Below are 24,176 nucleotides of genomic sequence, written 5' to 3'. Positions count from 1 at the left end.
ACAATGTATGATCATATAATAGTCCGATATGGTGAAATTGCACTAAAAGGAAAAAATCGAAAAGGGTTCATAAATTCACTCAAAAAACGAGTGAAGAAAGTGACGTCAGAGTTTGAAAATATCATCGTAACGCAATCCTTTGATCGGATGGTGATCAAACTGAATGGTCAAGATCCTGAGCCCATTTTAGTAAAACTCAAGACAGTTTTTGGTATTCATAAGCTAAGTGTCGCAGTTAAAGCAGAGTTAGATCTTGAAGACATTAAAGAAAAGTCATTAACACTTATGCGTAATCAACAAACTGAAGGAATCAAGACTTTCAAAGTAACGGTTAAGCGTCCTAACAAGCAGTTTCCACACCGCTCTCAAGATATGAATAGAGAGATCGGTGGATATGTACTTCGTAATACCGAGAACTTGACGGTAGATGTACACCATCCCGATCGTGAACTGAGAGTTGAAGTGAAAAATGATGGTGCATTTATTAGCTGTGATCACTCAGAAGGTGCTGGTGGCTTACCAACGAATCAAGATAATAAAGTGATGCTCATGCTATCAGGAGGAATCGATAGTCCTGTAGCGGGATATTTAACGATGAAGAGAGGCGTGAAAATTGAGGCTGTTCATTTCCATAGCCCTCCCTTTACAAGTGAGCGCTCAAGACAAAAGGTAGAAGACCTGACAAGAGTACTGGCACGATATGGTGGGGATATCCGCCTTCATATCGTACCGTTTACAAACACGCAGAAAACCATTCATAACGAGATGCCAGATAACTATAGCATGACGATTATGAGAAGAATGATGATGCGAATTACTGAAAGGATCGCTGAACAGACTGGGGCATTAGCGATTACGACTGGTGAGAGCTTGGGACAAGTTGCAAGTCAAACCATTCAAAGTATGAACACGATCAATGAGGTAACGAACTATCCTGTTCTCCGTCCGTTGATCTCGATGGACAAAGTAGATATTATGAATATCTCAAGAGAAATCAATACGTATGATATCTCAATTAGACCTTATGAAGATTGCTGTACGGTATTTTTACCAGAGGCTCCAAAGACAAGACCTAAACGTGAACATGCCAATAAGTTCGAGCAATACTTGCCTATCGATGAGCTAGTTGAAGAAGCGGTATCAGGTGTTGAAACAATCGTTATAAAAGAAAATGAGGATGATTTCGCCGATCTACTCTAGATTTCCAAGTTTTAGAGTTACTGCCATAACTTAATTAGGATAGCACTTCCTTTTCTATCAAACGATAGTGTCAAGGAGGTGAATTACCTTGGCTAGATCAAACAAACTTGTAGTACCTGGTGTACAGCAGGCACTTGACCAAATGAAGTATGAAATCGCTTCTGAATTCGGTGTGAATCTTGGACCGGATTGCTCAGCTCGCGACAACGGATCTGTTGGCGGAGAGATTACGAAGCGTCTTGTACAGCAGTCTGAACAGCAATACAGCGGTAAATAATTTCATAAACGTGGATAGCGGAAGAAGCTGATGCTTCTTCCGTTTTTTGGTGCAGTAACGCGAGTGAGAGAGAAAGCTTTCTGTAAATATTCAAAACCTTTAAACTTTTGTGTATAATAAAACTATTGAACTTAAAGGAGGAATCAACTTGCAAAATTTAATCGCACCTGAAACGTACAATCTCACGAGTGAGATTGAAAAGTTCACTAGTGACGAATCAAAGCTTGCCCTAAAGTGGAGAAATGATGAAGGTGGATATCAGGAAATTACATATACAGGCCTAATTGAACAGGCGAATCGAATAGCTAGTGCATTAACCACAAATGGCCTCTCTATGGGAGACAGAGTATTAATCATGATGCCAAGACAAATCGATACATATGCTGTATATATTGCTTGTTTAAAAGCAGGGCTTGTCGTCATTCCATCGTCTGAGATGCTGCGTAAAAAAGATCTAGTGTACCGTATCAATCATGCTGAAGCCAAAGCTGTTATTTGTGATTCTGCTTTATTTGAAGCTTTCGATGGCGTGGAGGAAGAAGCTCCGTCTCTTCAGCTGAAATTTACAGTTGGCAGAGAAGTGAACGGATGGATTTCCCTTCTTGAAGCATCACAAAATGAGAGCGCTTTTTTTGAAGCTGCGGAAACAGCACGAGACGATATGGCGTTTTTGTCTTACACGTCTGGAACGACTGGGAATCCTAAGGGAGTCGTACATAGTCATGGTTGGGCATATGCCCATCTTAGAACATCCTCACAATCTTGGCTCGACATTCAAGAGGGTGATAACGTTTGGGCAACTGCAGGACCAGGGTGGCAAAAGTGGATTTGGAGCCCGTTTGTAGCGACATTGTGTAGTGGGGCTACTGGATTCTTATACAGTGGCAAATTTGAACCAGAGACATATTTAAGCTTTTTAGGTGAGTATGATATCAATGTTCTATGCTGTACGCCAACTGAGTACCGTTTGATGGCTAAAGTAGACGACTTAGAGAAGTACGATCTACCTGCTTTAAGAAGTGCAGTGTCTGCTGGAGAGCCACTTAACAGAGAAGTGATCGACACGTTTAGAAGATGCTTTAACATCGATGTACGTGATGGCTATGGTCAAACAGAGAACACGCTTCTAGTTGGTATCCTTAAAGGTATGGAAGTAAAGGCAGGTTCTATGGGCAAACCGACCCCAGGTAATCAAGTAGAAATCATTAATGAGGAGGGGGAGCCCGTTCAAGTTGGAGAAGTTGGAGATATCGCTGTTCATAAAGACGTACCAGCATTATTCAAGCGCTATTACAAAGACGAAGAGCGTACGCAAATGGCGTTTAGAGGAGACTATTACTTAACTGGAGATAAAGCTTCAAAAGATGAAGATGGCTACTTCTGGTTTGAGGGAAGAGGCGACGACATCATCATAAGTTCTGGGTATACGATCGGACCTTTTGAAGTAGAAGACGCTCTTGTGAAACATCCAGCGGTACGAGAATGCGCTGTAGTCGCAAGTCCAGACGAAATCAGAGGTAACATCGTTAAGGCATATATCGTGTTAAAAGATCCTTCACAAGCAGGTGAGGAGCTTGTTCAAACGCTTCAGAAGCATGTAAAGGATTTAACAGCACCTTACAAGTACCCTCGTAAAATTGAATTTATAGAGGAACTTCCAAAAACGACGTCTGGGAAGATTCGTAGAATTGAATTACGTCAAAAAGAAAAACAAAGTGTATAACGTAATAAAGAGGACCTCCACGGTCCTCTTTATTTTTGGTCGTTCTTATTTTTTCTTTGCTGTCGTTTTAATCAATTGCTCAATTTTGCTTGCTTGATCGCCTGCGTTATCTTCTTCCATCGAAATGATGTATCGATCTTTGTTGGTGTATGTTTCTTCAACTGCTGTCATGAAAGAAGCTGGATTAAGATCTTCTTCAAGGAGCACATTCGCATAGCCGGATTTTTTAAAGGATTGTGCATTTAAGATCTGATCACCTCTGCTGGCAGCCCTCGAAAGTGGAATGAGCAACATTGGTTTTTTAAGAGCTAGGAACTCAAAGATAGAATTTGAACCAGCACGAGAAACAATTAAATCAGCCATCTTCAATAGATCAGGAAGTTCTTCGGAAACATACTCATATTGCTTATAACCCTTTTGATTGAGAGAGTTATCTAATTGACCTTTTCCTGTTAAATGAATGATATCGAACGTTTGGAGTAGCTCATCAAGCTTGTTTCTTACCGCTTCATTAATTTTCTTCGCTCCAAGGCTACCTCCCATGATTAACATCACAGGCTTCCTCCCATCAAAACCAGTAAACGATAAGCCGGCATCCCTTTTACCTTGCTTCAGCTCATCTCGAACGACTGCACCTATATATTCTGCTTTACTTTCAGGAAGGTGCTTAACGGTTTCGGGAAAAGTTGTGCATACTTTAGACGCAAATGGAATCGCTATTTTGTTTGCGAGTCCTGGCGTTAGGTCTGATTCGTGTATGATAACCGGAACTTTGTTTAATTTAGCTGCAATAACAACCGGAACTGAAACGAACCCACCTTTTGAGAATATAACAGAGGGCTTTTCTCGCTTAATGATGGCGAACGCTTCCCCCACGCCTTTTACTACTTTAAATGGATCTTTAAAATTCTTCCAGTCAAAGTAACGTCGTAATTTGCCTGTGGCCACATGATGATAGGTCACGCCGGAAACTGGTTCAACCAGCTCGCGCTCAATTCCATTTATTGAGCCAATATAATGAACATCCCAATTTTCTTTAAGAAAACGGGGTATTAATGCCAAGTTTACCGTAACGTGGCCAGCAGAGCCCCCACCAGTAAATAGTATTTTCTTCTTCAACGTATTGCCCTCACTTTCACAAATGTTCATAGCGTACTCCTTATTGTATCATGAGTTAAATTTGTACAAAGAGTCGTGTGTGAAAATCCAGAAGATTCACAGTACAGGAGTGTAATGATACAATATATCTACATTTTGATATTTTACATAGAGAAGGAGAGAATTTCAGTGGGGAAGCTTTGGTATGGTGGAAAAATCTACACCCTCGTCGATGAGGGACTCACAGTGGAAGCCGTTTATACAGAAGGTGGTCAGGTTGTGAAAACAGGTACGTTTTCAGAGCTAACCGATGAATTTGGAAATCATATACAATCCTGGCATGATCTAAAAGGGAATGTCATGATTCCAGGTTTTGTTGATAGTCACCTTCATATGATAGGTCACGGTGAGAAGCTTCTTCGACTCGATTTGTCTCTAGTAGATTCAGCTGAAGAGATGAAACGCTTGTTAGTTGAAAAAGTTAATGAATCTTCTCCTAATGAATGGATCATTGGTGAAGGTTGGAATGAAAATAATTTTCCGGATCGAAAAATATTCCATCGAGATGAACTCGATCGAATTGCTCCTAATAATCCAATGATGCTCACAAGAGTTTGTAGACACGCCATTCTTGCGAATTCGATCGCCATGGACCTAGCAGGCATAACAGATAGCACTACCGATCCTGAAGGTGGTGTCATCATGAGGGATAACGACGGAAGGGCCACTGGATACCTTCTTGATAAAGCTCAAGAATTAGTAAAAGACGCGATGCCAGAAGTAAGTCTTTCTTTTCTTGAGAAAGCACTGACTTCTTCTGTTGACGACCTCATTTCAAAAGGTGTTACAGGTGGTCATACGGAAGATCTTAATTACTATGGAGGATTTACTCGGACATACAAAACGTTTCTAAATGTAATCAATGGTACCCGAAAGTTTAGAGCTAATTTGCTTGTCCACCACGAAGTGATCGAAGAGATGAGGATGCAGGGTCTAGGTTTTGGGGATGGCACAGAATATGTTGAATTAGGTGCGATGAAGCTATTCGCAGATGGAGCTCTTGGCGGACGTACTGCTTTGTTAAGCGTTCCATATAATGATTCACCAAATACTTCTGGAGTCGCGATCCACAGTGTAGAAGGGTTAGAAAAACTTGTGCAAAAAGCAAGGGCTCATCATATGCCAGTTGCAATCCATGTAATCGGTGACCTAGCGTTAGAGTATGCGATCGATGCGATCGAAAAACATCCACCACATCATGGTCTCAGAGATCGTTTGATTCATACTCAAGTCGTTAACCAGGATTTAATCGATAGGCTAAAACAACTGCCGGTTATATTAGATATCCAGCCAAGATTCGTTGCCTCTGATTTCCCTTGGGTGATGGAGCGTTTAGGTGAAGAACGGATGAAATGGTCGTTCGCATGGAAAACGTTACTCGATAACAGAATTCCGATTGCAGGTGGGTCAGATGCACCAATCGAACCAGTTGATCCGCTTTTAGGGATACATGCGGCTGTGACTCGGAAGAGGCCGAACGACACTCATGATGGGTATTATCCTGATCAAAAGCTTTCTGTGTATGAAGCAGTATGCTTGTTCACAAAGGGAAGCGCATATGCGATAGGTAAAGAAAAGGAGCGAGGAATCATTAAGGAAGGTATGGATGCTGATTTTACAGTGTTAAACCGTGATATCTTTACTTGTGATCCTGACTTGATGTTAGACACAAAAGCCGTTATGACTGTCATCGATGAAACCATTCAATATCAAGACTTTGATTAATATGAAAAAGCACCGCAAACATGCGGTGCTTTTTTATTATAGAAAACTGCGCTGCACTTTGTGCCAAAACGAGTTGTCTTTCAGCTTGACTGTCTTGATTCGCTTATCTGGGATGCGGATCGTAAGTTTCTTTGCGTGTTGGATACTTAGTGCTTCGTTGTCGATTCCGATGATTGGATAATCGTTTCCATCTTGTACGACTTCAAGCGAGAGCGTTCTCTCGTCGCTCAATAAAAACGGAGAGCCGAGCGTTCTGTAATGATTGTTATTGAGTGAAGCAATTTCGCTAACCTGCATACATGCTAATTTCGGATCCACGACAGCTCCGCTAACAGACTTGCTATAAGCAGTACTACCCGTAGGAGTCGAAACGATCAATCCGTCTCCTCTGAATGTTTCGAAATGGAAGTCTTCTACATGAACATTCATCACTAGTGTTTTGATGATCGACGATCTAATCGTGCATTCATTTAAACAAAAGAAAGAAGATTCATCGTTAACATTAACCTCGATCGTTGGGTAACGTCTTACTTCAATTCCTTCTGATAGGATATTCTCGACCATTTCAGGCAAGTTATCGATGTGAAAATCACAATAAAACCCTAACTCTCCTGTAGAGATTCCAACGTAAAGGCAGTCTTCACGGAAACCAGTTTTTCTTACTGCTTGTAGAAAAGATCCATCCCCTCCGATACTCGCGATGATACTCGCGTCTTTCGGATCGTCTACAACATGAAAATCATATTTACTTGCAAGTTCTTTTAAAGGTTCAACTTTTTCTCGAAGTTCTTCAGTCTCTTTATAGAAGAAAAATAAATTACGACGATTTGGCATGTGAATTCCTCCTCCAACGATTGTCTTCTTAACTGTACCATTCTCTGAATTTAGAAAAAAGAAAAAATTAGCTATTTTATCAGTGCGTCCTTAGTTTATCTTTACGCCTTAAATTCATTCCTTACATTTCAAAAATGGTGCAGTTCGTTAATCTGTATGGTATTCTCGAAATTATGAAACCAATAACCGAGCAAAGACGTACATAAGGTAGAATGTAGAGGAGGTCTATTATGAATGGAAAACGATGGCTAGCGCTTGGAATTGCAGTGGTATTAATTATTGTTTCGATTGGATTCAATGTTGTTTCAAGCCTTGCCTTTGGAAACTGGCAAGAAGAATTGAATTCATCCGATGAATTTGCAGAAACGGTTATCGAAGAGGGGAAGAGCCTCAATAAGATCGTCGTTTTAAATGTAGAAGGTGTTATTCAAGACACAGCACAGGGCTCGAGCTTTTTACCTCAGGCAGGTTATAACCATGACGTGTTTTTGAAACGCTTAGAGCACGCTGGTGAAGATAATAGCGTAAAAGGGATTATACTCAGGCTCAACACTCCTGGCGGTGGAGTGGTTGAAAGTGAAGAAATTCATGACAAGATTCTCGAATTAAAAGAGAAAACGGATAAACCGATATACGTTTCAATGGGTAGTATGGCTGCTTCTGCAGGTTATTACATTTCCGCTCCTACAGATAAAATCTATGCGAGTCCATCAACCATTACTGGATCGATTGGCGTCATCATGCAGTCGATGAATTATTCTGAGCTTGCTGAAAAAGTTGGCGTGAAATGGGAAACGATTAAGAGCGGTCCTTATAAAGATATCATGTCTCCAAATCGGGAAATGAGTGAAGAAGAGCGTGAAATTCTTCAATCGATGATCGATAACTCCTATGAAGCATTCGTTCGAGTGATTAGCGAAGGAAGAGGAATGGATGAAAGCCAAGTGAAAGAGCTTGCAGATGGGAGAATCTATGATGGCCGTCAAGCAAAAGATGTTAACCTTGTTGATGGGTTAGGTAATCTTGAAGATACGATAAACGATATGAGAGGAGAACTTGGTGACAGCAAGCTTAGAGTCGTTCAGTATAAGCAGAGTTTTGGCTTCGAATCTCTGTTCGAAATGACGGCAGCTAAGCTGATGGGATCAGAAAAAGATCTGCTCGGAATCCAGCAGCTCTTATCAACTCCGCCATCACCGAAACTCATGTATTTATATTCTGAATAAGGAGGTAGGCAGAAATGGATGAGACAATGAACGTGCATACTGCCCCTCCTGCATCTGTAGAGGAATCCAGTGTTAGATATGCGGGTTTCTGGATGCGATTTTGGGCATATATCGTTGACGTTATCGTAATTGCAAGCTTGAACGGAATTCTGATTACACCTTTTGTGAAATGGCTTGAAATTCCTCCGGGCGAGCCGGGATTCTTACCTATACAAGGTGTTCTGACAGGAATCGTCTTCTATGCTTACTTCATCTTGATGACAAAATTCCTTTCTCAAACATTAGGCAAGATGTTGTTTGGATTAACTGTTAGGAAAGAAAAAAAGGAAGATCTCACGTGGGGAACTGTCATTTTTAGAGAAGGGATCGGAAGGTTTATTAGTAAAACAATTTTATTTGTAGGATATATCATGGTGGGCTTCACTAAGCAGAAAAAAGGGCTCCATGATATCTTTGCAGATACAATCGTCGTTCATGAAGAAAAATAATATTTTTGAATAAACCTGCCTCTATTGGGCAGGTTTATTCTATACATAATTGTTTTATTGAGTGGTGGGAGGTGGAGGGCAAACATGTATATCGCAGTCGGCATCATATTCATACTACTTCTATTAGTAACTTTGCTTATATTGTTCTCAACAGTCAAACTCACATTGATGGTGGAGCATTCTAAAGCAGTTGAGGAAGTGGCAGTTGAAATTACAGCGTTGTTTGGCCTCATTTCTCACTCTACGACGATTCCTTTAAATGATCTGCTTGAACAAAAAGAAGAAGAGTTAAAGGAAAAAGTGAGAGAACAGAAACGTTTTTCGCCACTAGAAGGAATAAAAAAGTCAAAGATATGGTTTAGTAGGGGGATGGAAAGTAGGAAAGCAGCTTCATTCATGCTACGAAAGACAAACATAAGAACTGTTCAATGGGAAACTAATATTGGAATAGGGAATGCAGCGACGACAGCAGTAGGAGCTGATTTATTGCTGAATACTAAAATAGCTTTATTTGCTGTTCTCTCACACTACACAAATTTACTAGCCGTTCCTCAGCTGATCGTTACGCCGATGTATGAAGTAAAAACAATTCAGACTTATATAAGATGCATGATAACTTTCAAACTGGGGCATGCTATGATCGCGGTGATTAAATTATTGAAGTCTCAGAAAAAGCTTCAGGAGGCTTAACGGTATAAGTGAAGGAGGCATTCATATGGGTGGGCATCCGATAGAAGGACTCATGCAGACAGCGATGGAAAACTTGAAAGATATGATCGATGTTAATACGATCATTGGCGATCCGGTAGAAACGCCGGACGGAAGTGTGATTTTAACCGTATCAAAAGTAGGTTTTGGGTTTGCTGCGGGCGGTAGCGAATTCATGCTTAAATCACAATCTCAGTCTTCGCAAAAGGATCAAAGTAAAGGAGAGCCTTTTGGTGGTGGAAGTGGTGGCGGTGTATCGATTACTCCGATTGCTTTCTTAATCGTAAGTGGTAGCGACATCAAAATGATTCATCTCGATAATACGACTCACCTTTATGAAAGGCTTTTAGACCTTGCTCCACAGGCGATCGAGAAAATACAAGGCATGCTTCAAAGCATGGGCAGCCAGGGAAAAGACAACCATAAGAGTAGTCAAAATGGTCAATCGGATCATTCTCAGTCAAGGCAATCTCAAGGCAAGTATCGCTCTCAGCAAAGAGGCCAACAACAAAATGACGAAAAACAGGATTTAGGATTCTAAACCCGGTTAAAATACCGGGTTTTTTTTATGTATGACAACACACCACTTTTCTTGAAATAATAACGAGTCACCGATATGATGAGGATAGTCGTACATACGACCAACTCATAAAGGAGGTTTTAACATGGCAAATATTACATTTAAAGGTACGCCTATGACTCTTCTTGGAGAAGAAGTTAAGAAAGGTGACACTGCGCCTGAATTTACTGTGCTTGCGAACGACTTGTCGGAAAAGAAGCTCTCAGATTATTCTGGAGTTCGTCTGATCAGCGTTGTTCCGTCACTTGATACTGGGGTTTGCGATGCTCAAACGCGTAGATTCAATGAAGAAGGTGCTAAGCTTGATAATGTATCAGTCCTAACGATCAGTGCCGACCTCCCATTTGCTCAAAAACGCTGGTGCGGAGCTGCTGGAATTGAAAATGCAATCACACTTTCAGATCATCGTGACTTATCATTCGGTAAAGGATATGGTGTTGCGATTGAGGAACTTCGCTTACTTACGAGAGCAGTTTTCGTTGTGAACAGTAAAGATGAGGTTGTTTACACAGAGTATCTCAGTGAAGCAACAGATCACCCTGACTATGAAAAAGCATTAGAAGCTGCAAAACAAGCTGACTAACAGGAAAGGACTTCGATGGTGTACATCGAAGTCCTTTTTAAAATCGTCTTCGCCTCATAAACGATGTTATTTGCGAAACGGTTCCTTACTGTTTACAATAGAATCGGCGAACTAATAGGCAGGAGGCCAAAAAAATGAACGAATTAACTGTAGAAAACTTATTCAACATACTCGATGAATCGACATTGGTTATTCAAAATAAATTAGATATGACTTATTTAGAAGCACTTGTTGAAACGGGTTTAAACTTGTTTGAAGAATCTGTGCTTCAAGAAGAATTAGACGATGAGACCATCGAACGTCTTAAGAAGCTATATGAACCACTTACTCTAGAAGGTGCAGAAAAAGAAACGATTCGGAAAGGAATTCAGCTTGCGATATTAAAAGGTATGAAAAAAGGTGTTCAACCTCATCATGCTATGACACCGGATAGTGTTGCGCATCTGATTGGTTTCCTCGTAAACAAATACACAGAAGTATTAAATCTTGAAGAAGTGAAGCTTCTCGACCCAGCAGTAGGTACCGGCAATTTACTGACTGCTGTCTTAAATCAGCTTAAAACACAAAAGGTCTTGTCTTATGGGGCAGATGCTGATGATTTATTACTGCACATTGGATTTATTAATGCAAACCTGCAAAAGCATCAAGTTGAGTTTTTACATCAAGATAGTGTAAAAGACCTTTATGTGCCACAAGTAAATACGATCGTTACAGATTTACCTGTTGGGTATTATCCGCATGAGGAAGTTGCTCTGAACTATACGTTAAAAGCTGATGAAGGGATGTCTTATGTTCATCACCTGTTAATCGAGCAAAGTTTAAATATGACAGAAGAATCCGGAATGCTCTTCTTTATGATTCCTAACTTCTTGTTCAATGATGAAAGAGGTCATCACATTCAAAACCTAATCAATGAACGATCGAACATTCACGGAATCATTCAACTTCCAACGAGCCTCTTTGCTAACGAAGCGCAAGCTAAAAGCATTCTTGTCGTTCAGAAAAAAGGCGATAAGGCTCTAAAACCGAAGCAAGTGATGATGGCAAAGCTCCCTTCTTTCTCCAACAGAGAAGCGATGGTGAATATGATGCAACAAATAAACGGATGGTTTCAACAGCTTACCTAACATCCGTTATGAAACGTTTACAAATCAGAATTGGCGGAATACTTTTATGTAAGCGGTTTTCATCTTGAATAAAGTCATTTTGGGTGTTTAAATAAGTAAGGTGTGAAAAGATAGAAGGGTATACCCCTTCTATTTTCGTGTCGTTAATCACAGTATAAAAGGAGCTGTCACATATGGCGAAAGTAATAGCAATCAACGCCGGTAGTTCTTCTTTAAAATTTCAACTTTTAAATATGCCGGAAGAAACTGTTATCACTAAAGGAATTGTAGAACGTATCGGTCTTGATGACGCCATTTTTACAATTGAAGTAAACGGTGAAAAAGATAAGAGTGTAACTGAGATCCCTGATCATGCAGTTGCTGTGAAAATGTTACTAGAGAAGCTGTTCGAACACTCAATTATTTCATCATATGATGAAATCGAAGGTGTTGGTCACAGAGTCGTACATGGTGGAGAGAAATTTAATGACTCCGCCCTCATTACGGATGAAGTAATGAAAGGAATTGAAGAAGTATCCGAACTAGCACCATTGCATAACCCTGCAAACTTGGTCGGAATCCGTGCTTTCCAAGAAATTCTCCCTGATGTTCCTGCTGTTGCAGTTTTTGATACTGCGTTCCACCAATCTATGCCTGAACAATCTTACCTATATAGTCTTCCTTATGAGTACTATGAAGATTTCGGGATTCGTAAATATGGATTCCACGGGACATCACACAAATATGTGTCTGAACGTGCAGCGGAATTACTAGGTCGTCCACTAGAAGAACTACGTCTTCTTTCGTGTCACCTTGGAAACGGGGCTTCAATCGCTGCGATCGAAGGCGGAAACTCAATCGATACGTCGATGGGCTTCACTCCACTAGCTGGTGTAACAATGGGTACTCGTTCTGGAAACATTGACCCTGCTTTAATTCCATTCATTATGGAGAAAACAGGACAAACTGCTGAAGAAGTGCTTAATACGTTGAATAAGAAAAGTGGTCTCCTAGGTGTATCAGGATTCTCTAGTGACCTTCGTGACATTACTTCTGAAGCGGAAGCAGGTAACGAACGTGCTGAGCTTGCACTAGAAGTGTTCACATCAAGAATCCACAAGTACATCGGTTCGTATGCTGCGCGTATGTCAGGTCTTGATGCGATTATCTTCACAGCTGGTATCGGTGAAAACAGTGATACAGTTCGTGCGAGAGTATTACGTGGGCTAGAGTTTATGGGTGTTTATTGGGATCCTGCTCTCAACAAGGTAAGAGGAAAAGAAGCATTCATCAGCTATCCTCACTCTCCAGTGAAAGTTATTATCATTCCAACAAACGAAGAAGTGGTCATTGCAAGAGACACAGTTCGTCTTTCTCAATAATAGGTAAGAGCATCTGCTTAGCAGGTGCTCTTTTTTTTATGGCGATTGGAAGTTTTACTCTGAAAAAGATACAATATAAACATAGTATTACATGAAGGGAGCGGTTGTGATTGGTATGGACTGAAAGAGAAGAGAGAAGGTTGGAAGAAATTAAGCAATGGGAAAAAGAGCATTTCGCTCAGCATGCTACTGATATTGAACGAACGTTTCAGAAGTGGTATGAATATCAGCTTAAGACAGTTGATTCAACCACAAGAAATAAGATGTATTCGGTCATTGATTCAGTATTGTTCCACATGCATGCTTTCATCCAAAATTCCCAGTCTCAAGTTGATGCAAGCAATCGTTTATTAACCGATGCACGGTTATTTAACCCTGAAATAGAACAAATCCAAGATATGAAGAAGCTTTCCGTCGACCAACTTGCTTACATAGCGGATCAACAGATTGCCCGACAGAAAATGGTTTCCCTTGCTCAAGGGGGACTTTCAGGTACAGGAAGTTTATTATTGTTAGGTCTAGATATACCGGCTGTTCTGGCAATAAACTTACGTACAGTGCAACTGATTGCGATGACGTACGGTTATCCGGTTAGCTATCCAGCCGAAATGATGATCGCTTTAAAAGTGTTTCATATGGCAACGCTGCCAAAGGGCCTTCAGAAACAAGGCTGGGTTGCTCTAGAAGAAGAAATTTCGCAGGGACATGAGCATCCTTACTTTTATGAAGGAAGTGAGGAGGTAGCTGATTTGAACTGGCTACAAGGTCCTATGAAGCAAATGGTAAAGGGTACTGTTTTGATGATGCTGAGGAAAAAAGTTATTCAAGGTATCCCGCTGTTTGGAATTGCGATTGGAGCTAGCTTAAATTATCGATTCACCCGATCGGTAAGTGAGTCTGCTCATAAGTTTTATCAAAAACGATTTTTAATGGAGCTACAAATGGAGCGAGGTGTATGAATTGAGCGTGAAAGAACATAAGGCAAATGCACCCTCGTCTATACGTGTACTTATTGTAACAGTCAGTGATACGAGGACACTTGAAACCGATAAAAGCGGTGTGCTCATGTCCCAAATGCTCGAGGAGAAAAATCACCACATTATTGATCGAGTTGTTATTAAAGATGATAAAGAAGCGATTGAAAACGCAGTGGAGCGTGGTGTAACTAACAAAGAAGTTGATGCGATTTTGCTGAATGGTGGTACAGGCATCTCAAAAAGAGATGTTACATATGATGTGATTGCCAATATGCTTGAGAAAGAGCTCACTGGGTTTGGAGAGCTGTTTCGAATGCTAAGTTATACAGAAGATATCGGATCTCCCGCTATGTTATCACGGGCCATCGGAGGCGTATTAAGTGAAACGGCTATTTTCGCATTACCTGGATCCTCGGGAGCGGTTAAATTGGGTATGTCGAAATTAATCGTACCTGAATTGCCTCATGTAGTAAGAGAAATAAATAAGTGAATAAGGTGATTGATCAAAAGGGCTGCCGTTCAACTATGGCAGCCTTTTACTATACATCGAGAGTTTATTTTGTTGTGATCAAAAAGGTCTTTCTGTACCACAACCATAAATCATTAATAATCGAAGCAAGATCAGCAATTTGCGTGTTCAAACTGCACGAGGTTTCAAAATTTTCTTCATTACTTAGCTGTGATTGTTTTTCCATAATTTTTCCTTCAAGTTCAATGATTCGATCTGGAATCGTACTTCTAATTTGTTCCCATCTGAGTAAGATCTCTTCCTGTTCGTCTAGGGCAAGCTCCTCCCAAAACAGTTCAAGGATTGGGACATCGATTTGTAATCGCTCGTCTCGATAAAATGTAAACATTTTCTTCCCTCCTTACTAGATGATAACGTGTCCTTCCTTTGATATTTAAAAGTGGGCGGGGAACACTAAAGAAGCAAGACTGAATCAAAGGGAGGTTTTTTTGGTGAATAAAAATAAAGATGAATTGATCTATGATCAAAGCGGTGAAATGACTGTGCATCAGCAGTTAAGTGAATCATACCAAAGCGGCGTCATTGATCAAGATGAAGCCGTTAAGCAAGGAAAAAACAATAAGTTTCCTCCAAAACAAGATAGAAAAAGCTATTATTAGGTTGTTAGAAAGTTCATGTGTTACACATGAACTTTCTTGCTTTTTCTATTACAGCCCCATTTCTTAATGCCAACGTATAGGAGAGAGGTTAGTAAAAACGATAAAAATCCTGGAGATAATGAAGTGGGGAGCAGTAAGTAAGTGCACATTCCGAGTGCAATAGCGCTAAACCCTGCTAGGTTGATTACATTCTCTTTATTATTCATCGATGAAAGCAATTCGGTTGTAAAACGAGCTTTTTTTATGATGAGAAAGTCGGTAATGATAATAGCAGACAGAGGAATAACGAATGCACCTAATAATGAGATGAACTGTTCAGCTTCATCGACAAGCGCTGGAAATGCACTCAATGCAATTGCACATATCCCAAGTACAATAGCGCTTTTCACCCTTCCTAAAGTCGGGAAGGTGTTTAAGAGGCTATAACCGCCTGTATACGCATTGCTGATATTAATCGTAAACATCGAGCATAGTGCGGCTACAAAGATAAAGGTTAATAATATTCCTGAGTCAGTATAACGACTTGTAATGAGAAACGGATTCCATGATTCTGAAGCAGAGGCTGTATACGCAGCTAAAACAGCGGTAAATAAAAATCCTATAGAATTGCCTACAAACAATCCAATAAAAGCATGTTTTGCTGTACGAGCATACCTCGTCATGTCAGATGAACTACTCACACCTGATACATACTGTACGAACGCTAGACTTGAATAGAAAAACACAGTGGAATACTCAGGAGCTTCATGACTCGATAATATGGAAGTAAATGGTTTCCCTCCAACATCCGAGGTAATGAAGACAATGATCATCGAAACAGTCCCCGCAAACAACAATGGGAGGATGAAGACGGTTGCTTTCTTAACTGCATTAAACCCTACTAATGCAAGTGTAGCCATAATCGTTGCTAAAAGGAGAGTGACTGGGAGGAAGGGCAGCTTGATCGAAAGGACGCGATCGACCAATTCGACAGCCATGTAGGTTCCCCCTATAGTTTGTACTGCAAACCAGTAAAGTGACGTAATGGTTCGTACAGGTGACGCAAAATATTGCGCGCCTTTATGTCCTAGGAAGGAACGTACTGCATATTGTGAAGGAATTCCTTTCCTCGCACCTGGGAAGGAGAGAAAAGAGACGAATATAAAAGCGAGCATCGCTCCAAATACAGTAGAAAGCACTGCCCAGGTAAAAGACAATCCACCTTCTAGAACAGCAAGAGCTGGAACTAAGAAATTACCGGCATTTACTGAAATCGTCATTTGAATCATCGCGTATTCGTACCAAGATGTTGTACGTAAGTTTTGTGGCACAGATTCTAGACCGAATCGTTCAATTTTCAGTTGCTGTTTGTTAGTTGAATTCATGGAGACTCCTTTTTGTGTGCTTACTTCTATTTTAGTTTGGTAAAGAGAATGTTGCAATCTAGAAGTAGAGGAATAATTATCAAAGTTTTTTCTCAGCATAAAGAAGAGGTGATCTTATGAAAAAGCTAAGTGTAATCCTAGCAATTCTTATGGTGAGCGTCCCTTTTCGGGTAGAAGCATCTTCCTTACAAAATAGTTTCTTGTTCAAATGTACTGTCATCTCTCAAGGTGTTGAAAATGAATGGGAATTTTCAAGCCCGAACGAATACGAGGTGGAAAAGGGGAGCTTAGTTAGAAAAGGTGCTGATGCGAAGGAAGATGTAACATCACTCTATGAACACCTGAACGTTTCAGAGCTTTCTCAGGTTGATGAACTGGTAACGAGAATAAAAAAGTATGGCTATGACGCAGACCGGTTCGAAATGAAATGGATGGATGCTAATGGGAGACTCTATACGTGGGTTTGGGATAAAGAGGATAGTGAGTAGACTTTAGAGTTTGGATCCGATAAGATGAGAAAAGATTGATCAAAGGAGTTAAGAAATGAGATATAGTTTCGCTGTTGCAGTTGGTGGAGCGGTTGGGGCTCTCCTACGAAGTACGGTCGGCACTATGATGAACGGTGTCCCTTTCTCAACTTTTCTCGTCAATATCATCGGCTCGCTTTTATTAGGTTTCTTTTACCGTTTTATTCAAAATAATACCCTTTCTGAATGGAAGAAAAAGCTGATCGCAACGGGGCTTATCGGTTCTTTTACGACGTTTTCTACGTATTCTTTAGATCTATTCGTTTATTTAAAAGCAGGTCAGTTCATGACTGCTTTTCTTTATGGAATGGGTAGTGTTGTCTTAGGACTTTTGGCCGCTGTAATCGGTGTGTTCCTTGCGAAGCGTGTTAGGGGGGAGTAGCTTGCAATGGTTGTTGATCGCGGTTGGTGGGGCTGCAGGAGCGCTATTAAGGTATATCGTTACTCTATTGTTTAATAAAATGAGCTTCATGCAAGGATTCCCGTTAGCCACATTAATAGTTAATCTGGTAGGAAGCTTTCTATTAGGCGTCGGTTACGGATCAAGTGAATTTGGGCCAGCAGTCTCGACTGGTTTTCTTGGTGCTTTGACGACATTTTCTACTTTTATTTACGAAACAATCGATCTATCCTCTAACCATAAGTACCTCGCTATTATTTATCTGGTGATCAGTACTTGCGGTGGGTTGTTTATGGCAGCTTTAGGTTATATCCTTGTTGTATAAAGAAGCTTTGAAAAGGGTTTCAAAATTTTTTGGAGGAAAGGTTCCTAATTGGTAATCGGAATGTTATGATGATAGAGGTTTTGAGAAAAACCCTTCCATTTATAGTTTGAAAGTCGAAGGAGGATTATATATGCGTATCGGAGTACCGGTAGAAATAAAAAATAACGAAAATAGAGTGGCTATGACACCCGCTGGCGTCTTAAGTCTTACTAATTTTGGTCATGAAGTGCATATTGAAAAGGGAGCAGGTATTGGATCAGGTTTTACTGATGAACAATATATTGAAGCTGGTGCTCACCTTGTGGATACTGCAAGTGAAGCGTGGAGTATGGAAATGGTTATGAAAGTTAAAGAACCATTACCAGAAGAGTACGGTTATTTCCGTGAAGGACTTATTTTATTTACATATTTACACTTAGCAGCAGAACCAGAGCTAACTCGAGCTCTAGTTGAAAATAAGGTGATCGGAATCGCATATGAGACCGTTCAAGCACCGAATGGCTCGTTACCTCTTCTAACACCTATGAGTGAAGTAGCTGGTAGGATGTCAGCCCAAATCGGTGCGCAGTTCCTAGAAAAGCCAAAAGGCGGTCTAGGTATCCTTCTCGGCGGAGTCCCTGGAGTTAAACGAGGAAAAGTTACCGTAATAGGTGGCGGGGTTGTAGGTACGAACGCAGCTAAAATCGCTATGGGTCTAGGTGCTGACGTTACGATTATGGATCTTAGTCCTGAACGTATGCGTCAATTAGATGATATCTTCGGTACTGAAATCAACACGATGATGTCTAACCCTCTTAACATCGCTGAAGCTGTAAAAGAGTCCGATCTCGTTATCGGTGCTGTTTTGATACCAGGTGCAAAAGCACCAAAGCTTGTAACAGAAGATATGATTAAAGACATGAAGCCTGGATCTGTAATCGTGGATGTTGCGATTGATCAGGGTGGGATTTTTGAAACAACAGACAAAATTACAACTCACGATAATCCGACTTATACAAAACACGATGTCGTGCATTATGCAGTAGCGAATATGCCTGGAGCTGTTCCACGTACGTCAACGATCGCTTTGACGAACGTAACAGTACCATATGCGATTCAACTTGCAAATAAAGGATATAAGACTGCTTGTCTAGAGAACGAACCACTTCTAAAAGGAATCAATACGATGGACGGATTCGTAACGTATGAAGCAGTGGCAGACGCTCACGGTTTAGAATACAACAGTGCAAATAAAATGTTAGGAAGTAATTAATACTTTGTTAAGCAGCTGAGATCAGCTGCTTTTTTCTTCTATAATGAAAGGGAAAGCATTGAGCGAAATAGAAGGAGGGGAATGGTCATTAAATTTTGGAGAAAAAAAGAGAAAGGCATTGTTCCTTCTGAATCATATAACGTGATCGACGCTTCACTTGAAGATATCCGTCGAGCTGTTAGTGAATTTGCAGACCAGAAGCGGGAAGGAATATCGCTTAAAGTTCTCGTACTTGAAGATAATAGAATAGATATGACGCTTCTTGCTCCGTTTTTAAAAGGCATTCCGTCAAATCCGTTCTATATGTCTAGGGAAACCTTTGAACTTTTCACAGAACAGGATCGTGAAATACCTCGGTGGATCGATAAAGTGCAAAATGCTGTAGATTCATATGTAAGATTAGAAGATGAACTTCCTATAATAGAAGGAGACCCCTATCATAAAGTAAGCATCTATAAGTTACAAAAGAAATCGTTGATCGATGAAAAACCACCATTTGATTTCTATATCACGATGGAAGAACATATGGTAAGTCGTTTTAAAAAAACGTGAAACTTTTCGCGAGTGAATCCGTAAATAGAGTATAGGATAGGGGGTGTGAATATGAGTTTTCTTTCAAAGTTATTTGGCAAAAAAGACAAAGAACAGCCTAAGATAGAAGACAGGAATGTTTTTAACATTCAAGTGGGGGATATCATCACGTATGACCTTGAAGATTACGAAGTTGTTGGGACACTAACGTATAACAACCAAGGATACAAGTGGTATGCCTATCAACTGCAAGCTGGGTCATCTTCCATTTGGTTGAGTGCTGAGATGGACGATGAGCTGGAGCTTGGAATATACAAAGCAGTAAAAGAGAAACTCTCTAAGCCCATACCTCAAGAAGTGAAGGTCGATGGTACAACATTCCACCTTGATGAAAGTGGTAAAGCGCTTGTGTCGGGTACAGGTAGAGGTAGTAACCTTAATGGACAACAAGTAGAATACTATGACTTCTCTGATAAGAATGAAGATGAATTTCTGTCAGTTGAAGTTTGGGGTACAGAAGTAGAAGTGAGCAAAGGGTATGAGATTGAGGAATACGAAATTAAAATACTTGCAGGAAGCAAATGAGAGGATGAAATAAATGTTTAAAATGTTTAAACGAGTAAAAACACTCATGTCATCAGAATTGAATGCTGCGCTAGATAAGGCAGAAGATCCGGTCAAAATGCTAGAACAGTTTATGAGAGATATGGAAGCGGATATCCGTGAAGCTGAAACAGCTGTAGCAAAGCAGATTGCTAACGAAAAGATGCTCAAGAAAAAATGGGATGACGCTAATGCGATGGTAGAAAAGCGTCAGGAGCAAGCTGTGAAGGCACTCGAAGCCGATAATGATGAGCTTGCTAAAAGAGCATTAGAAGATAAAAAAGACCATCAAGCAAAAGCTGAAACGATGAAAGAATCGTACGAACGAGCAAAGGCTGATGCAGATTCATTAAGAAGCAAGCTTGATGAGATGAAAGAAGAACACCGCCAAATGAAATTGAAGAAAGATAGTCTGAAAGCACGAGCGGAATCTGCAAAAACAAAAACAAAGATCAACCGTGCAATGTCTTCAGTCGGTAGCGACGATTCCAAACGAGGTTTTGAAAGAATGGAAGAAAAGGTTCTTCAATATGAAGCTGAAGCTGAAACGAGCGAAGATATGCGCTCTGCTGATCGCTCTTTAGATGATGAACTAGATGCCCTCGATAAGAACAATGGAATCGACGATGAGTTAGCAGAACTTAAGAAAAAAATGGGGAAAGAATAACTCTTTCCCCTTCAAGGGGTGGAAGGATGAAAAGGCTGACAGGATTAATTCTGTTGACAGCATTCGTTCTACTCATATCGGCTTGCGGTATCACGAAAGATATTCAGGAAGTCGTAGAGGATCAATACCAACTTGAAGATGTTGTGGAGAGTAGCGTGGACACTGGTGATGTTTCTAGGATTTACACAGCAGGTGGTAAAGATATTCCAGCTGTCTCCTCCTATCTTCAAGAACAAATTAAACCGAATGAAGTCAGCGAATTAAAAGATGGTAAACAAGTTCTTGTGTATGACGATTATATTGTATCGTTGACAGAAGGTGAAAGTGATTCGAACACACTTGTAGAAGTAGCAACGATCGGATTCGTTAGAGACAATTATCAGCCAAGTTTCTTCGATGGCTTATTAGCTTATTACATACTTGATGAGATTCTCGACGTTGACGATTGGGGGAAGAAGCAAAAAAAACGTTGTTCTAATAGCCTTGGGAATTGTTATGGAGGCTATCTATCAACTGGAGGAAATTACAAAGGACCTTCAACAATCCCCTCATTTAGAGGTTCTGGAAGCCGTGGCGGAGGACCAGGAACAGGAAAATAAGTAAAGGAGAGTTATTAAAATGGGGCCATTTTTGTTAACGTTCGTCTATTTTATTGCAGCAATCGTAGTCGTTGCAGCGGGGTTAATCATCTTTGAATTGATTACCACTAAATATAAGGATTGGCAAGAGATCGAAAAAGGAAATACAGCTGTCGCACTATCAATAGGTGGAAAAATAATCGGTATATGTTTAATCTTAGCTTTCTCGATCTATCACAGTTCAGATGTTTTAGACACTGTCATTTGGGGTGGATATGGTGTTGTTTTACAATTAGTCGCTTATTACATCTTTGACTTTCTCACAAGACGTTTTTCAGTGGAACAAAAGCTACATGAAGGTGTGGTAGCAGTAGGGATCGTATCGATGTGTGTGTCGATCGGACTTGGATTTGTAGTGGGGGCATCCATTACATAAGAATATGACAGCTGAAGGTGAAAGACATGAGTAGGGTAACAAATAAGAGCAGTCAGCTGTATTGGGCTTCAGGGATCGTTTCAATTTGCGGCATCATCTTTGAAGTGCTTTTTGGTGCATTAGGCTCTTACATTTTAGGGGATGGTGTAAAGCAGTATACGATTACGATTTCTTTGTTTCTTACAGGCATGGGAATCGGAGCTTCTTTGAGTGAAAAGGTAGTCAAACACCTTATAACAAGGTTTATTGTCATCGAACTTATGATTGGAATCATAGGTGGTATTTCAAGCTTTGCTGTTTTTGGAATTACTTCTATCGCAGGTGAAGAGTCAACCGCAATTTTCCTTTATAGCATTATTCTCATAGTAGGTGGATTAACTGGTCTTGAATTACCTATTTTAATTAGAAAAGCGAATGAAATAGGCGTAGAGATGAACAAAAGTACCGCGCGGGTACTTTTTTCAGATTATGCAGGTGGACTTGTAGGTGGACTGTTGTTTGCCTTTTATCTTAGACCAGAATTTGGACTAGTTAAGTCAGCATTTCTCGTTGCATTGATCAATATATTAGTTGCGTTCTGGATGATCATATCATTTAGAAAAGAAATTGTGAGAAAAGGGATATATATCTTTGCTGCATCAGTTGCACTAGTCACAATGATTGCAGGAGTATTGTTCGGTGAGGAAATCGCTTTTTCATTTGAGCAACGTCTCTATAAAGATCCTATCATACACTCTGAAGAAACAGCTTATCAAAGAATCGTTCTAACAAAGGAACAGGGTGATCTCAGGCTATATTTAAACGGACAGCTGCAGTTTAGTTCAAGTGATGAGCATCGCTACCATGAAACTCTCGTTCACGTACCGATGGCTGCAAGTGTGGAGAAAAGTAACATCCTACTCTTAGGAGGTGGGGATGGACTTGCTGTTCGTGAGCTGCTTAAATATGATGAAGTCGATTCGATCACGGTTGTTGATCTTGATCCGCGCATGGTCGAACTCGCGCGTGCCAATCACATGTTAGAAGAGTTGAATCAACAAGCGTTTGATGACGACCGTGTCAAGGTAGTGAATGCTGATGCGTTTAAATACTTGGAGAATGAAACTGAGCTATTCGATGTGATCATAAGTGACCTTCCTGATCCAAATAATGAATCTTTGAACAAACTATATACTTGGGAATTCTACTCATTGGTAAGAAACCACTTAAAGCCTGAAGGAGCCATGATGGTGCAGGCAACTAGCCCTGTATTTGCAACAGAAGCTTATTGGACGATTTCAAAGACCATTCAGGAGACAGGGTTACATACAACAAACCTTCATGTAGATGTTCCGAGTTTTGGGAATTGGGGATTCGTTTTAGGTACGAGGACAAAGGTTAACAGTGAAGATTTAAGAATCAAGGTCAAAACCGAATATTTAACGACAGAAATTGTTCCATCTTTAACTGCATTTGGTAAAGACGAGGATTCTACAATAATAGAGGACGGAAATGAAGTAACCATCGAGCCAAACACTTTGATTCGGCCGAATCTTATCGAAAAATATGAGAGAGCTTGGCAACAATATTAGTTTAGTAAATTGTTCTAAGGGAAAAAAACAGATGAATCCATTTTTAAGCATGTAAAGGAGCGGTTTTGATGCAAGTAACATTTCATGGGCATTCAGTAGTTGAGATCGTAACTGAAAAAGCAAAGATTCTTATCGACCCGTTTATTACTGGTAACGAACAATGCGACCTTGATGCTAACGAGGTAACGTGTGATGTTATCTTACTTACACATGGTCACAACGACCACGTTGGTGACACTGTTGAAATTGCAAAGCGAAATGATGCGCTCGTTGTCGCACCTTTCGAACTTGCGACATACTTAGGCTGGAAAGAATTAAATACACATCCGATGCACATAGGTGGAGCACACGAATTTGATTTTGGAACGGTCAAGCTGACGCAAGCTTTCCATGGTTCAAGCTATATGGATGAGGAAAGTAAACAGATTATTTACACAGGTATGCCTGCTGGAATTCTGTTTACTGCTGAAGGTAAGACAGTTTACCATGCTGGTGATACCGCGTTGTATTCTGATATGAAGCTGCTTTCAGACGTGAAGATCGACCTCGCCTTTATCCCAATCGGTGATAACTTTACGATGGGACCTGATGATGCGGCTATCGCTACAGAATGGATTAATGCAGACTTAACTGTACCAGTTCACTACAATACGTTTCCTGTCATCGAACAAAACCCAGAAGCTTTTGTAGATAAGTTAAAAGGAAATAAGGGCAAAGTAATGAAGCCCGGGGATACAATTAAGTTATAGTTGACGTTACTTTAAAGAACCGATGTGTTTTATCATCGGTTCTTTTTTAACGTGTTAAATGGTCATGCTCTTTCATAT

29 protein-coding genes are annotated in these 24,176 nt (G+C 40.4%); 25 read left to right on the top strand and 4 right to left on the bottom strand.

Annotation, left to right across the window (positions count from 1 at the left end; translation table 11 throughout):
* The first annotated feature begins 3 nt into the window (after positions 1 to 3).
* The 3 genes from thiI to mbcS all read left to right on the top strand — a co-directional run bounded on the left by thiI (position 4) and on the right by mbcS (position 3,200).
* Positions 4 to 1,200 (top strand): tRNA uracil 4-sulfurtransferase ThiI, encoded by a 1,197-nt coding sequence (gene thiI / locus PFZ69_RS03310; protein ID WP_270179597.1) that lies wholly within the window; start codon positions 4 to 6, stop codon positions 1,198 to 1,200.
* Between the two features lie 88 nt (positions 1,201 to 1,288).
* Positions 1,289 to 1,477, top strand: a complete 189-nt coding sequence (locus PFZ69_RS03305) for a small, acid-soluble spore protein, alpha/beta type (RefSeq protein ID WP_442865086.1) — start codon at positions 1,289 to 1,291, stop codon at positions 1,475 to 1,477.
* Between the two features lie 142 nt (positions 1,478 to 1,619).
* Positions 1,620 to 3,200 carry an acyl-CoA synthetase MbcS gene (mbcS, locus tag PFZ69_RS03300; protein ID WP_270180604.1) on the top strand — a complete coding sequence of 527 codons (1,581 nt, stop codon included), beginning with the start codon at positions 1,620 to 1,622 and terminating at the stop codon, positions 3,198 to 3,200.
* Positions 3,201 to 3,245: 45 nt separating this feature from the next.
* Here mbcS and PFZ69_RS03295 read toward each other — a convergent pair whose 3' ends face one another.
* Entirely contained in the window at positions 3,246 to 4,319 is a 1,074-nt protein-coding gene (locus tag PFZ69_RS03295; protein ID WP_270180603.1) for an undecaprenyldiphospho-muramoylpentapeptide beta-N-acetylglucosaminyltransferase, read from the bottom strand.
* A gap of 168 nt (positions 4,320 to 4,487) precedes the next feature.
* Here PFZ69_RS03295 and PFZ69_RS03290 point away from each other — a divergent pair, with 168 nt between their 5' ends.
* On the top strand, positions 4,488 to 6,083 hold the full coding sequence (locus tag PFZ69_RS03290; protein ID WP_270179596.1) for an amidohydrolase: 1,596 nt from the start codon (positions 4,488 to 4,490) through the stop codon (positions 6,081 to 6,083).
* A 36-nt stretch (positions 6,084 to 6,119) separates the two neighbouring features.
* Here the strand turns inward: PFZ69_RS03290 and PFZ69_RS03285 are convergent, their stop codons facing one another.
* Complete coding sequence (locus PFZ69_RS03285; protein ID WP_270179595.1) at positions 6,120 to 6,917, bottom strand: NAD kinase; 798 nt, start codon at positions 6,915 to 6,917, stop codon at positions 6,120 to 6,122.
* A gap of 230 nt (positions 6,918 to 7,147) precedes the next feature.
* On the opposite strand from PFZ69_RS03285, the gene sppA reads away from it, so the two are divergent.
* The 9 genes from sppA (at position 7,148) to PFZ69_RS03240 (ending at position 14,457) form a co-directional block, all read left to right on the top strand.
* Positions 7,148 to 8,143 (top strand): signal peptide peptidase SppA, encoded by a 996-nt coding sequence (gene sppA, locus PFZ69_RS03280; RefSeq protein ID WP_270179594.1) that lies wholly within the window; start codon positions 7,148 to 7,150, stop codon positions 8,141 to 8,143.
* 14 nt (positions 8,144 to 8,157) lie between these two features.
* Positions 8,158 to 8,631: an RDD family protein gene (locus PFZ69_RS03275; protein WP_270179593.1), complete on the top strand. Its 474-nt coding sequence runs from the start codon at positions 8,158 to 8,160 to the stop codon at positions 8,629 to 8,631.
* 84 nt (positions 8,632 to 8,715) lie between these two features.
* Positions 8,716 to 9,321 carry a DUF2953 domain-containing protein gene (locus PFZ69_RS03270; protein WP_270179592.1) on the top strand — a complete coding sequence of 202 codons (606 nt, stop codon included), beginning with the start codon at positions 8,716 to 8,718 and terminating at the stop codon, positions 9,319 to 9,321.
* A gap of 25 nt (positions 9,322 to 9,346) precedes the next feature.
* Positions 9,347 to 9,880, top strand: a complete 534-nt coding sequence (ytfJ, locus tag PFZ69_RS03265) for a GerW family sporulation protein (RefSeq protein ID WP_270179591.1) — start codon at positions 9,347 to 9,349, stop codon at positions 9,878 to 9,880.
* A gap of 124 nt (positions 9,881 to 10,004) precedes the next feature.
* The gene (tpx, locus tag PFZ69_RS03260; protein WP_270179590.1) at positions 10,005 to 10,502 is read left to right on the top strand and encodes a thiol peroxidase; all 498 of its coding nucleotides are present in this window, start codon (positions 10,005 to 10,007) and stop codon (positions 10,500 to 10,502) included.
* Positions 10,503 to 10,636: 134 nt separating this feature from the next.
* Positions 10,637 to 11,629, top strand: a complete 993-nt coding sequence (locus PFZ69_RS03255) for a class I SAM-dependent methyltransferase (RefSeq protein WP_270179589.1) — start codon at positions 10,637 to 10,639, stop codon at positions 11,627 to 11,629.
* Between the two features lie 173 nt (positions 11,630 to 11,802).
* The gene (locus PFZ69_RS03250) at positions 11,803 to 12,990 is read left to right on the top strand and encodes an acetate kinase (protein ID WP_270179588.1); all 1,188 of its coding nucleotides are present in this window, start codon (positions 11,803 to 11,805) and stop codon (positions 12,988 to 12,990) included.
* 110 nt (positions 12,991 to 13,100) lie between these two features.
* Positions 13,101 to 13,949: an EcsC family protein gene (locus PFZ69_RS03245; RefSeq protein ID WP_270179587.1), complete on the top strand. Its 849-nt coding sequence runs from the start codon at positions 13,101 to 13,103 to the stop codon at positions 13,947 to 13,949.
* A gap of 1 nt (position 13,950) precedes the next feature.
* Positions 13,951 to 14,457, top strand: a complete 507-nt coding sequence (locus tag PFZ69_RS03240; RefSeq protein WP_270179586.1) for a MogA/MoaB family molybdenum cofactor biosynthesis protein — start codon at positions 13,951 to 13,953, stop codon at positions 14,455 to 14,457.
* A gap of 64 nt (positions 14,458 to 14,521) precedes the next feature.
* On the opposite strand, the gene PFZ69_RS03235 is transcribed toward PFZ69_RS03240, so the two are convergent.
* Positions 14,522 to 14,824, bottom strand: coding sequence for a hypothetical protein (locus tag PFZ69_RS03235; protein WP_270179585.1), 303 nt, complete (start codon positions 14,822 to 14,824; stop codon positions 14,522 to 14,524).
* Between the two features lie 100 nt (positions 14,825 to 14,924).
* Here PFZ69_RS03235 and PFZ69_RS03230 point away from each other — a divergent pair, with 100 nt between their 5' ends.
* Positions 14,925 to 15,095 carry a hypothetical protein gene (locus tag PFZ69_RS03230; protein WP_270179584.1) on the top strand — a complete coding sequence of 57 codons (171 nt, stop codon included), beginning with the start codon at positions 14,925 to 14,927 and terminating at the stop codon, positions 15,093 to 15,095.
* Positions 15,096 to 15,115: 20 nt separating this feature from the next.
* On the opposite strand, the gene PFZ69_RS03225 is transcribed toward PFZ69_RS03230, so the two are convergent.
* Positions 15,116 to 16,459: a purine-cytosine permease family protein gene (locus PFZ69_RS03225; RefSeq protein WP_270179583.1), complete on the bottom strand. Its 1,344-nt coding sequence runs from the start codon at positions 16,457 to 16,459 to the stop codon at positions 15,116 to 15,118.
* A gap of 116 nt (positions 16,460 to 16,575) precedes the next feature.
* On the opposite strand from PFZ69_RS03225, the gene PFZ69_RS03220 reads away from it, so the two are divergent.
* The 11 genes from PFZ69_RS03220 (at position 16,576) to PFZ69_RS03170 (ending at position 24,098) form a co-directional block, all read left to right on the top strand.
* Complete coding sequence (locus tag PFZ69_RS03220) at positions 16,576 to 16,947, top strand: hypothetical protein (RefSeq protein ID WP_270179582.1); 372 nt, start codon at positions 16,576 to 16,578, stop codon at positions 16,945 to 16,947.
* 55 nt (positions 16,948 to 17,002) lie between these two features.
* On the top strand, positions 17,003 to 17,368 hold the full coding sequence (gene crcB / locus PFZ69_RS03215; protein ID WP_270179581.1) for a fluoride efflux transporter CrcB: 366 nt from the start codon (positions 17,003 to 17,005) through the stop codon (positions 17,366 to 17,368).
* A 1-nt stretch (position 17,369) separates the two neighbouring features.
* Positions 17,370 to 17,711: a fluoride efflux transporter CrcB gene (gene crcB, locus PFZ69_RS03210; RefSeq protein WP_270179580.1), complete on the top strand. Its 342-nt coding sequence runs from the start codon at positions 17,370 to 17,372 to the stop codon at positions 17,709 to 17,711.
* 130 nt (positions 17,712 to 17,841) lie between these two features.
* Positions 17,842 to 18,963 carry an alanine dehydrogenase gene (ald, locus tag PFZ69_RS03205; RefSeq protein ID WP_270179579.1) on the top strand — a complete coding sequence of 374 codons (1,122 nt, stop codon included), beginning with the start codon at positions 17,842 to 17,844 and terminating at the stop codon, positions 18,961 to 18,963.
* 81 nt (positions 18,964 to 19,044) lie between these two features.
* Positions 19,045 to 19,515, top strand: a complete 471-nt coding sequence (locus PFZ69_RS03200) for a DUF3939 domain-containing protein (protein WP_270179578.1) — start codon at positions 19,045 to 19,047, stop codon at positions 19,513 to 19,515.
* Positions 19,516 to 19,566: 51 nt separating this feature from the next.
* Positions 19,567 to 20,079 carry a DUF4178 domain-containing protein gene (locus PFZ69_RS03195; protein WP_270179577.1) on the top strand — a complete coding sequence of 171 codons (513 nt, stop codon included), beginning with the start codon at positions 19,567 to 19,569 and terminating at the stop codon, positions 20,077 to 20,079.
* Positions 20,080 to 20,092: 13 nt separating this feature from the next.
* Positions 20,093 to 20,764 (top strand): PspA/IM30 family protein, encoded by a 672-nt coding sequence (locus PFZ69_RS03190; protein WP_270179576.1) that lies wholly within the window; start codon positions 20,093 to 20,095, stop codon positions 20,762 to 20,764.
* 26 nt (positions 20,765 to 20,790) lie between these two features.
* Positions 20,791 to 21,363: a DUF4247 domain-containing protein gene (locus tag PFZ69_RS03185; protein ID WP_270179575.1), complete on the top strand. Its 573-nt coding sequence runs from the start codon at positions 20,791 to 20,793 to the stop codon at positions 21,361 to 21,363.
* 19 nt (positions 21,364 to 21,382) lie between these two features.
* Positions 21,383 to 21,778 (top strand): DUF350 domain-containing protein, encoded by a 396-nt coding sequence (locus PFZ69_RS03180; RefSeq protein ID WP_270179574.1) that lies wholly within the window; start codon positions 21,383 to 21,385, stop codon positions 21,776 to 21,778.
* 26 nt (positions 21,779 to 21,804) lie between these two features.
* Complete coding sequence (locus tag PFZ69_RS03175) at positions 21,805 to 23,349, top strand: polyamine aminopropyltransferase (protein ID WP_270179573.1); 1,545 nt, start codon at positions 21,805 to 21,807, stop codon at positions 23,347 to 23,349.
* Positions 23,350 to 23,417: 68 nt separating this feature from the next.
* Positions 23,418 to 24,098, top strand: a complete 681-nt coding sequence (locus tag PFZ69_RS03170) for a metal-dependent hydrolase (RefSeq protein ID WP_270179572.1) — start codon at positions 23,418 to 23,420, stop codon at positions 24,096 to 24,098.
* Positions 24,099 to 24,176 lie beyond the last annotated feature (78 nt).

It is taken from the genome of Alkalihalobacillus sp. CinArs1 (assembly GCF_947387515.1).
Taxonomy (GTDB): Bacteria; Bacillota; Bacilli; order Bacillales; family Guptibacillaceae; genus Guptibacillus.
The sequence above is the reverse complement of the archived record's forward strand: the minus strand, read 5'-3'. Positions and strand labels throughout refer to the sequence as shown.

Coding starts and splice junctions, on each gene's coding strand:
- thiI (WP_270179597.1), top strand. CDS start 4: ATGTATGATCATATAATAGTCCGATATGGTGAAATTGCACTAAAAGGA.
- PFZ69_RS03285 (WP_270179595.1), bottom strand. CDS start 6,917: ATGCCAAATCGTCGTAATTTATTTTTCTTCTATAAAGAGACTGAAGAA.
- sppA (WP_270179594.1), top strand. CDS start 7,148: ATGAATGGAAAACGATGGCTAGCGCTTGGAATTGCAGTGGTATTAATT.
- PFZ69_RS03275 (WP_270179593.1), top strand. CDS start 8,158: ATGGATGAGACAATGAACGTGCATACTGCCCCTCCTGCATCTGTAGAG.
- PFZ69_RS03270 (WP_270179592.1), top strand. CDS start 8,716: ATGTATATCGCAGTCGGCATCATATTCATACTACTTCTATTAGTAACT.
- ytfJ (WP_270179591.1), top strand. CDS start 9,347: ATGGGTGGGCATCCGATAGAAGGACTCATGCAGACAGCGATGGAAAAC.
- tpx (WP_270179590.1), top strand. CDS start 10,005: ATGGCAAATATTACATTTAAAGGTACGCCTATGACTCTTCTTGGAGAA.
- PFZ69_RS03255 (WP_270179589.1), top strand. CDS start 10,637: ATGAACGAATTAACTGTAGAAAACTTATTCAACATACTCGATGAATCG.
- PFZ69_RS03250 (WP_270179588.1), top strand. CDS start 11,803: ATGGCGAAAGTAATAGCAATCAACGCCGGTAGTTCTTCTTTAAAATTT.
- PFZ69_RS03235 (WP_270179585.1), bottom strand. CDS start 14,824: ATGTTTACATTTTATCGAGACGAGCGATTACAAATCGATGTCCCAATC.
- PFZ69_RS03225 (WP_270179583.1), bottom strand. CDS start 16,459: ATGAATTCAACTAACAAACAGCAACTGAAAATTGAACGATTCGGTCTA.
- PFZ69_RS03220 (WP_270179582.1), top strand. CDS start 16,576: ATGAAAAAGCTAAGTGTAATCCTAGCAATTCTTATGGTGAGCGTCCCT.
- crcB (WP_270179581.1), top strand. CDS start 17,003: ATGAGATATAGTTTCGCTGTTGCAGTTGGTGGAGCGGTTGGGGCTCTC.
- ald (WP_270179579.1), top strand. CDS start 17,842: ATGCGTATCGGAGTACCGGTAGAAATAAAAAATAACGAAAATAGAGTG.
- PFZ69_RS03200 (WP_270179578.1), top strand. CDS start 19,045: ATGGTCATTAAATTTTGGAGAAAAAAAGAGAAAGGCATTGTTCCTTCT.
- PFZ69_RS03195 (WP_270179577.1), top strand. CDS start 19,567: ATGAGTTTTCTTTCAAAGTTATTTGGCAAAAAAGACAAAGAACAGCCT.
- PFZ69_RS03190 (WP_270179576.1), top strand. CDS start 20,093: ATGTTTAAAATGTTTAAACGAGTAAAAACACTCATGTCATCAGAATTG.
- PFZ69_RS03185 (WP_270179575.1), top strand. CDS start 20,791: ATGAAAAGGCTGACAGGATTAATTCTGTTGACAGCATTCGTTCTACTC.
- PFZ69_RS03180 (WP_270179574.1), top strand. CDS start 21,383: ATGGGGCCATTTTTGTTAACGTTCGTCTATTTTATTGCAGCAATCGTA.
- PFZ69_RS03175 (WP_270179573.1), top strand. CDS start 21,805: ATGAGTAGGGTAACAAATAAGAGCAGTCAGCTGTATTGGGCTTCAGGG.
- PFZ69_RS03170 (WP_270179572.1), top strand. CDS start 23,418: ATGCAAGTAACATTTCATGGGCATTCAGTAGTTGAGATCGTAACTGAA.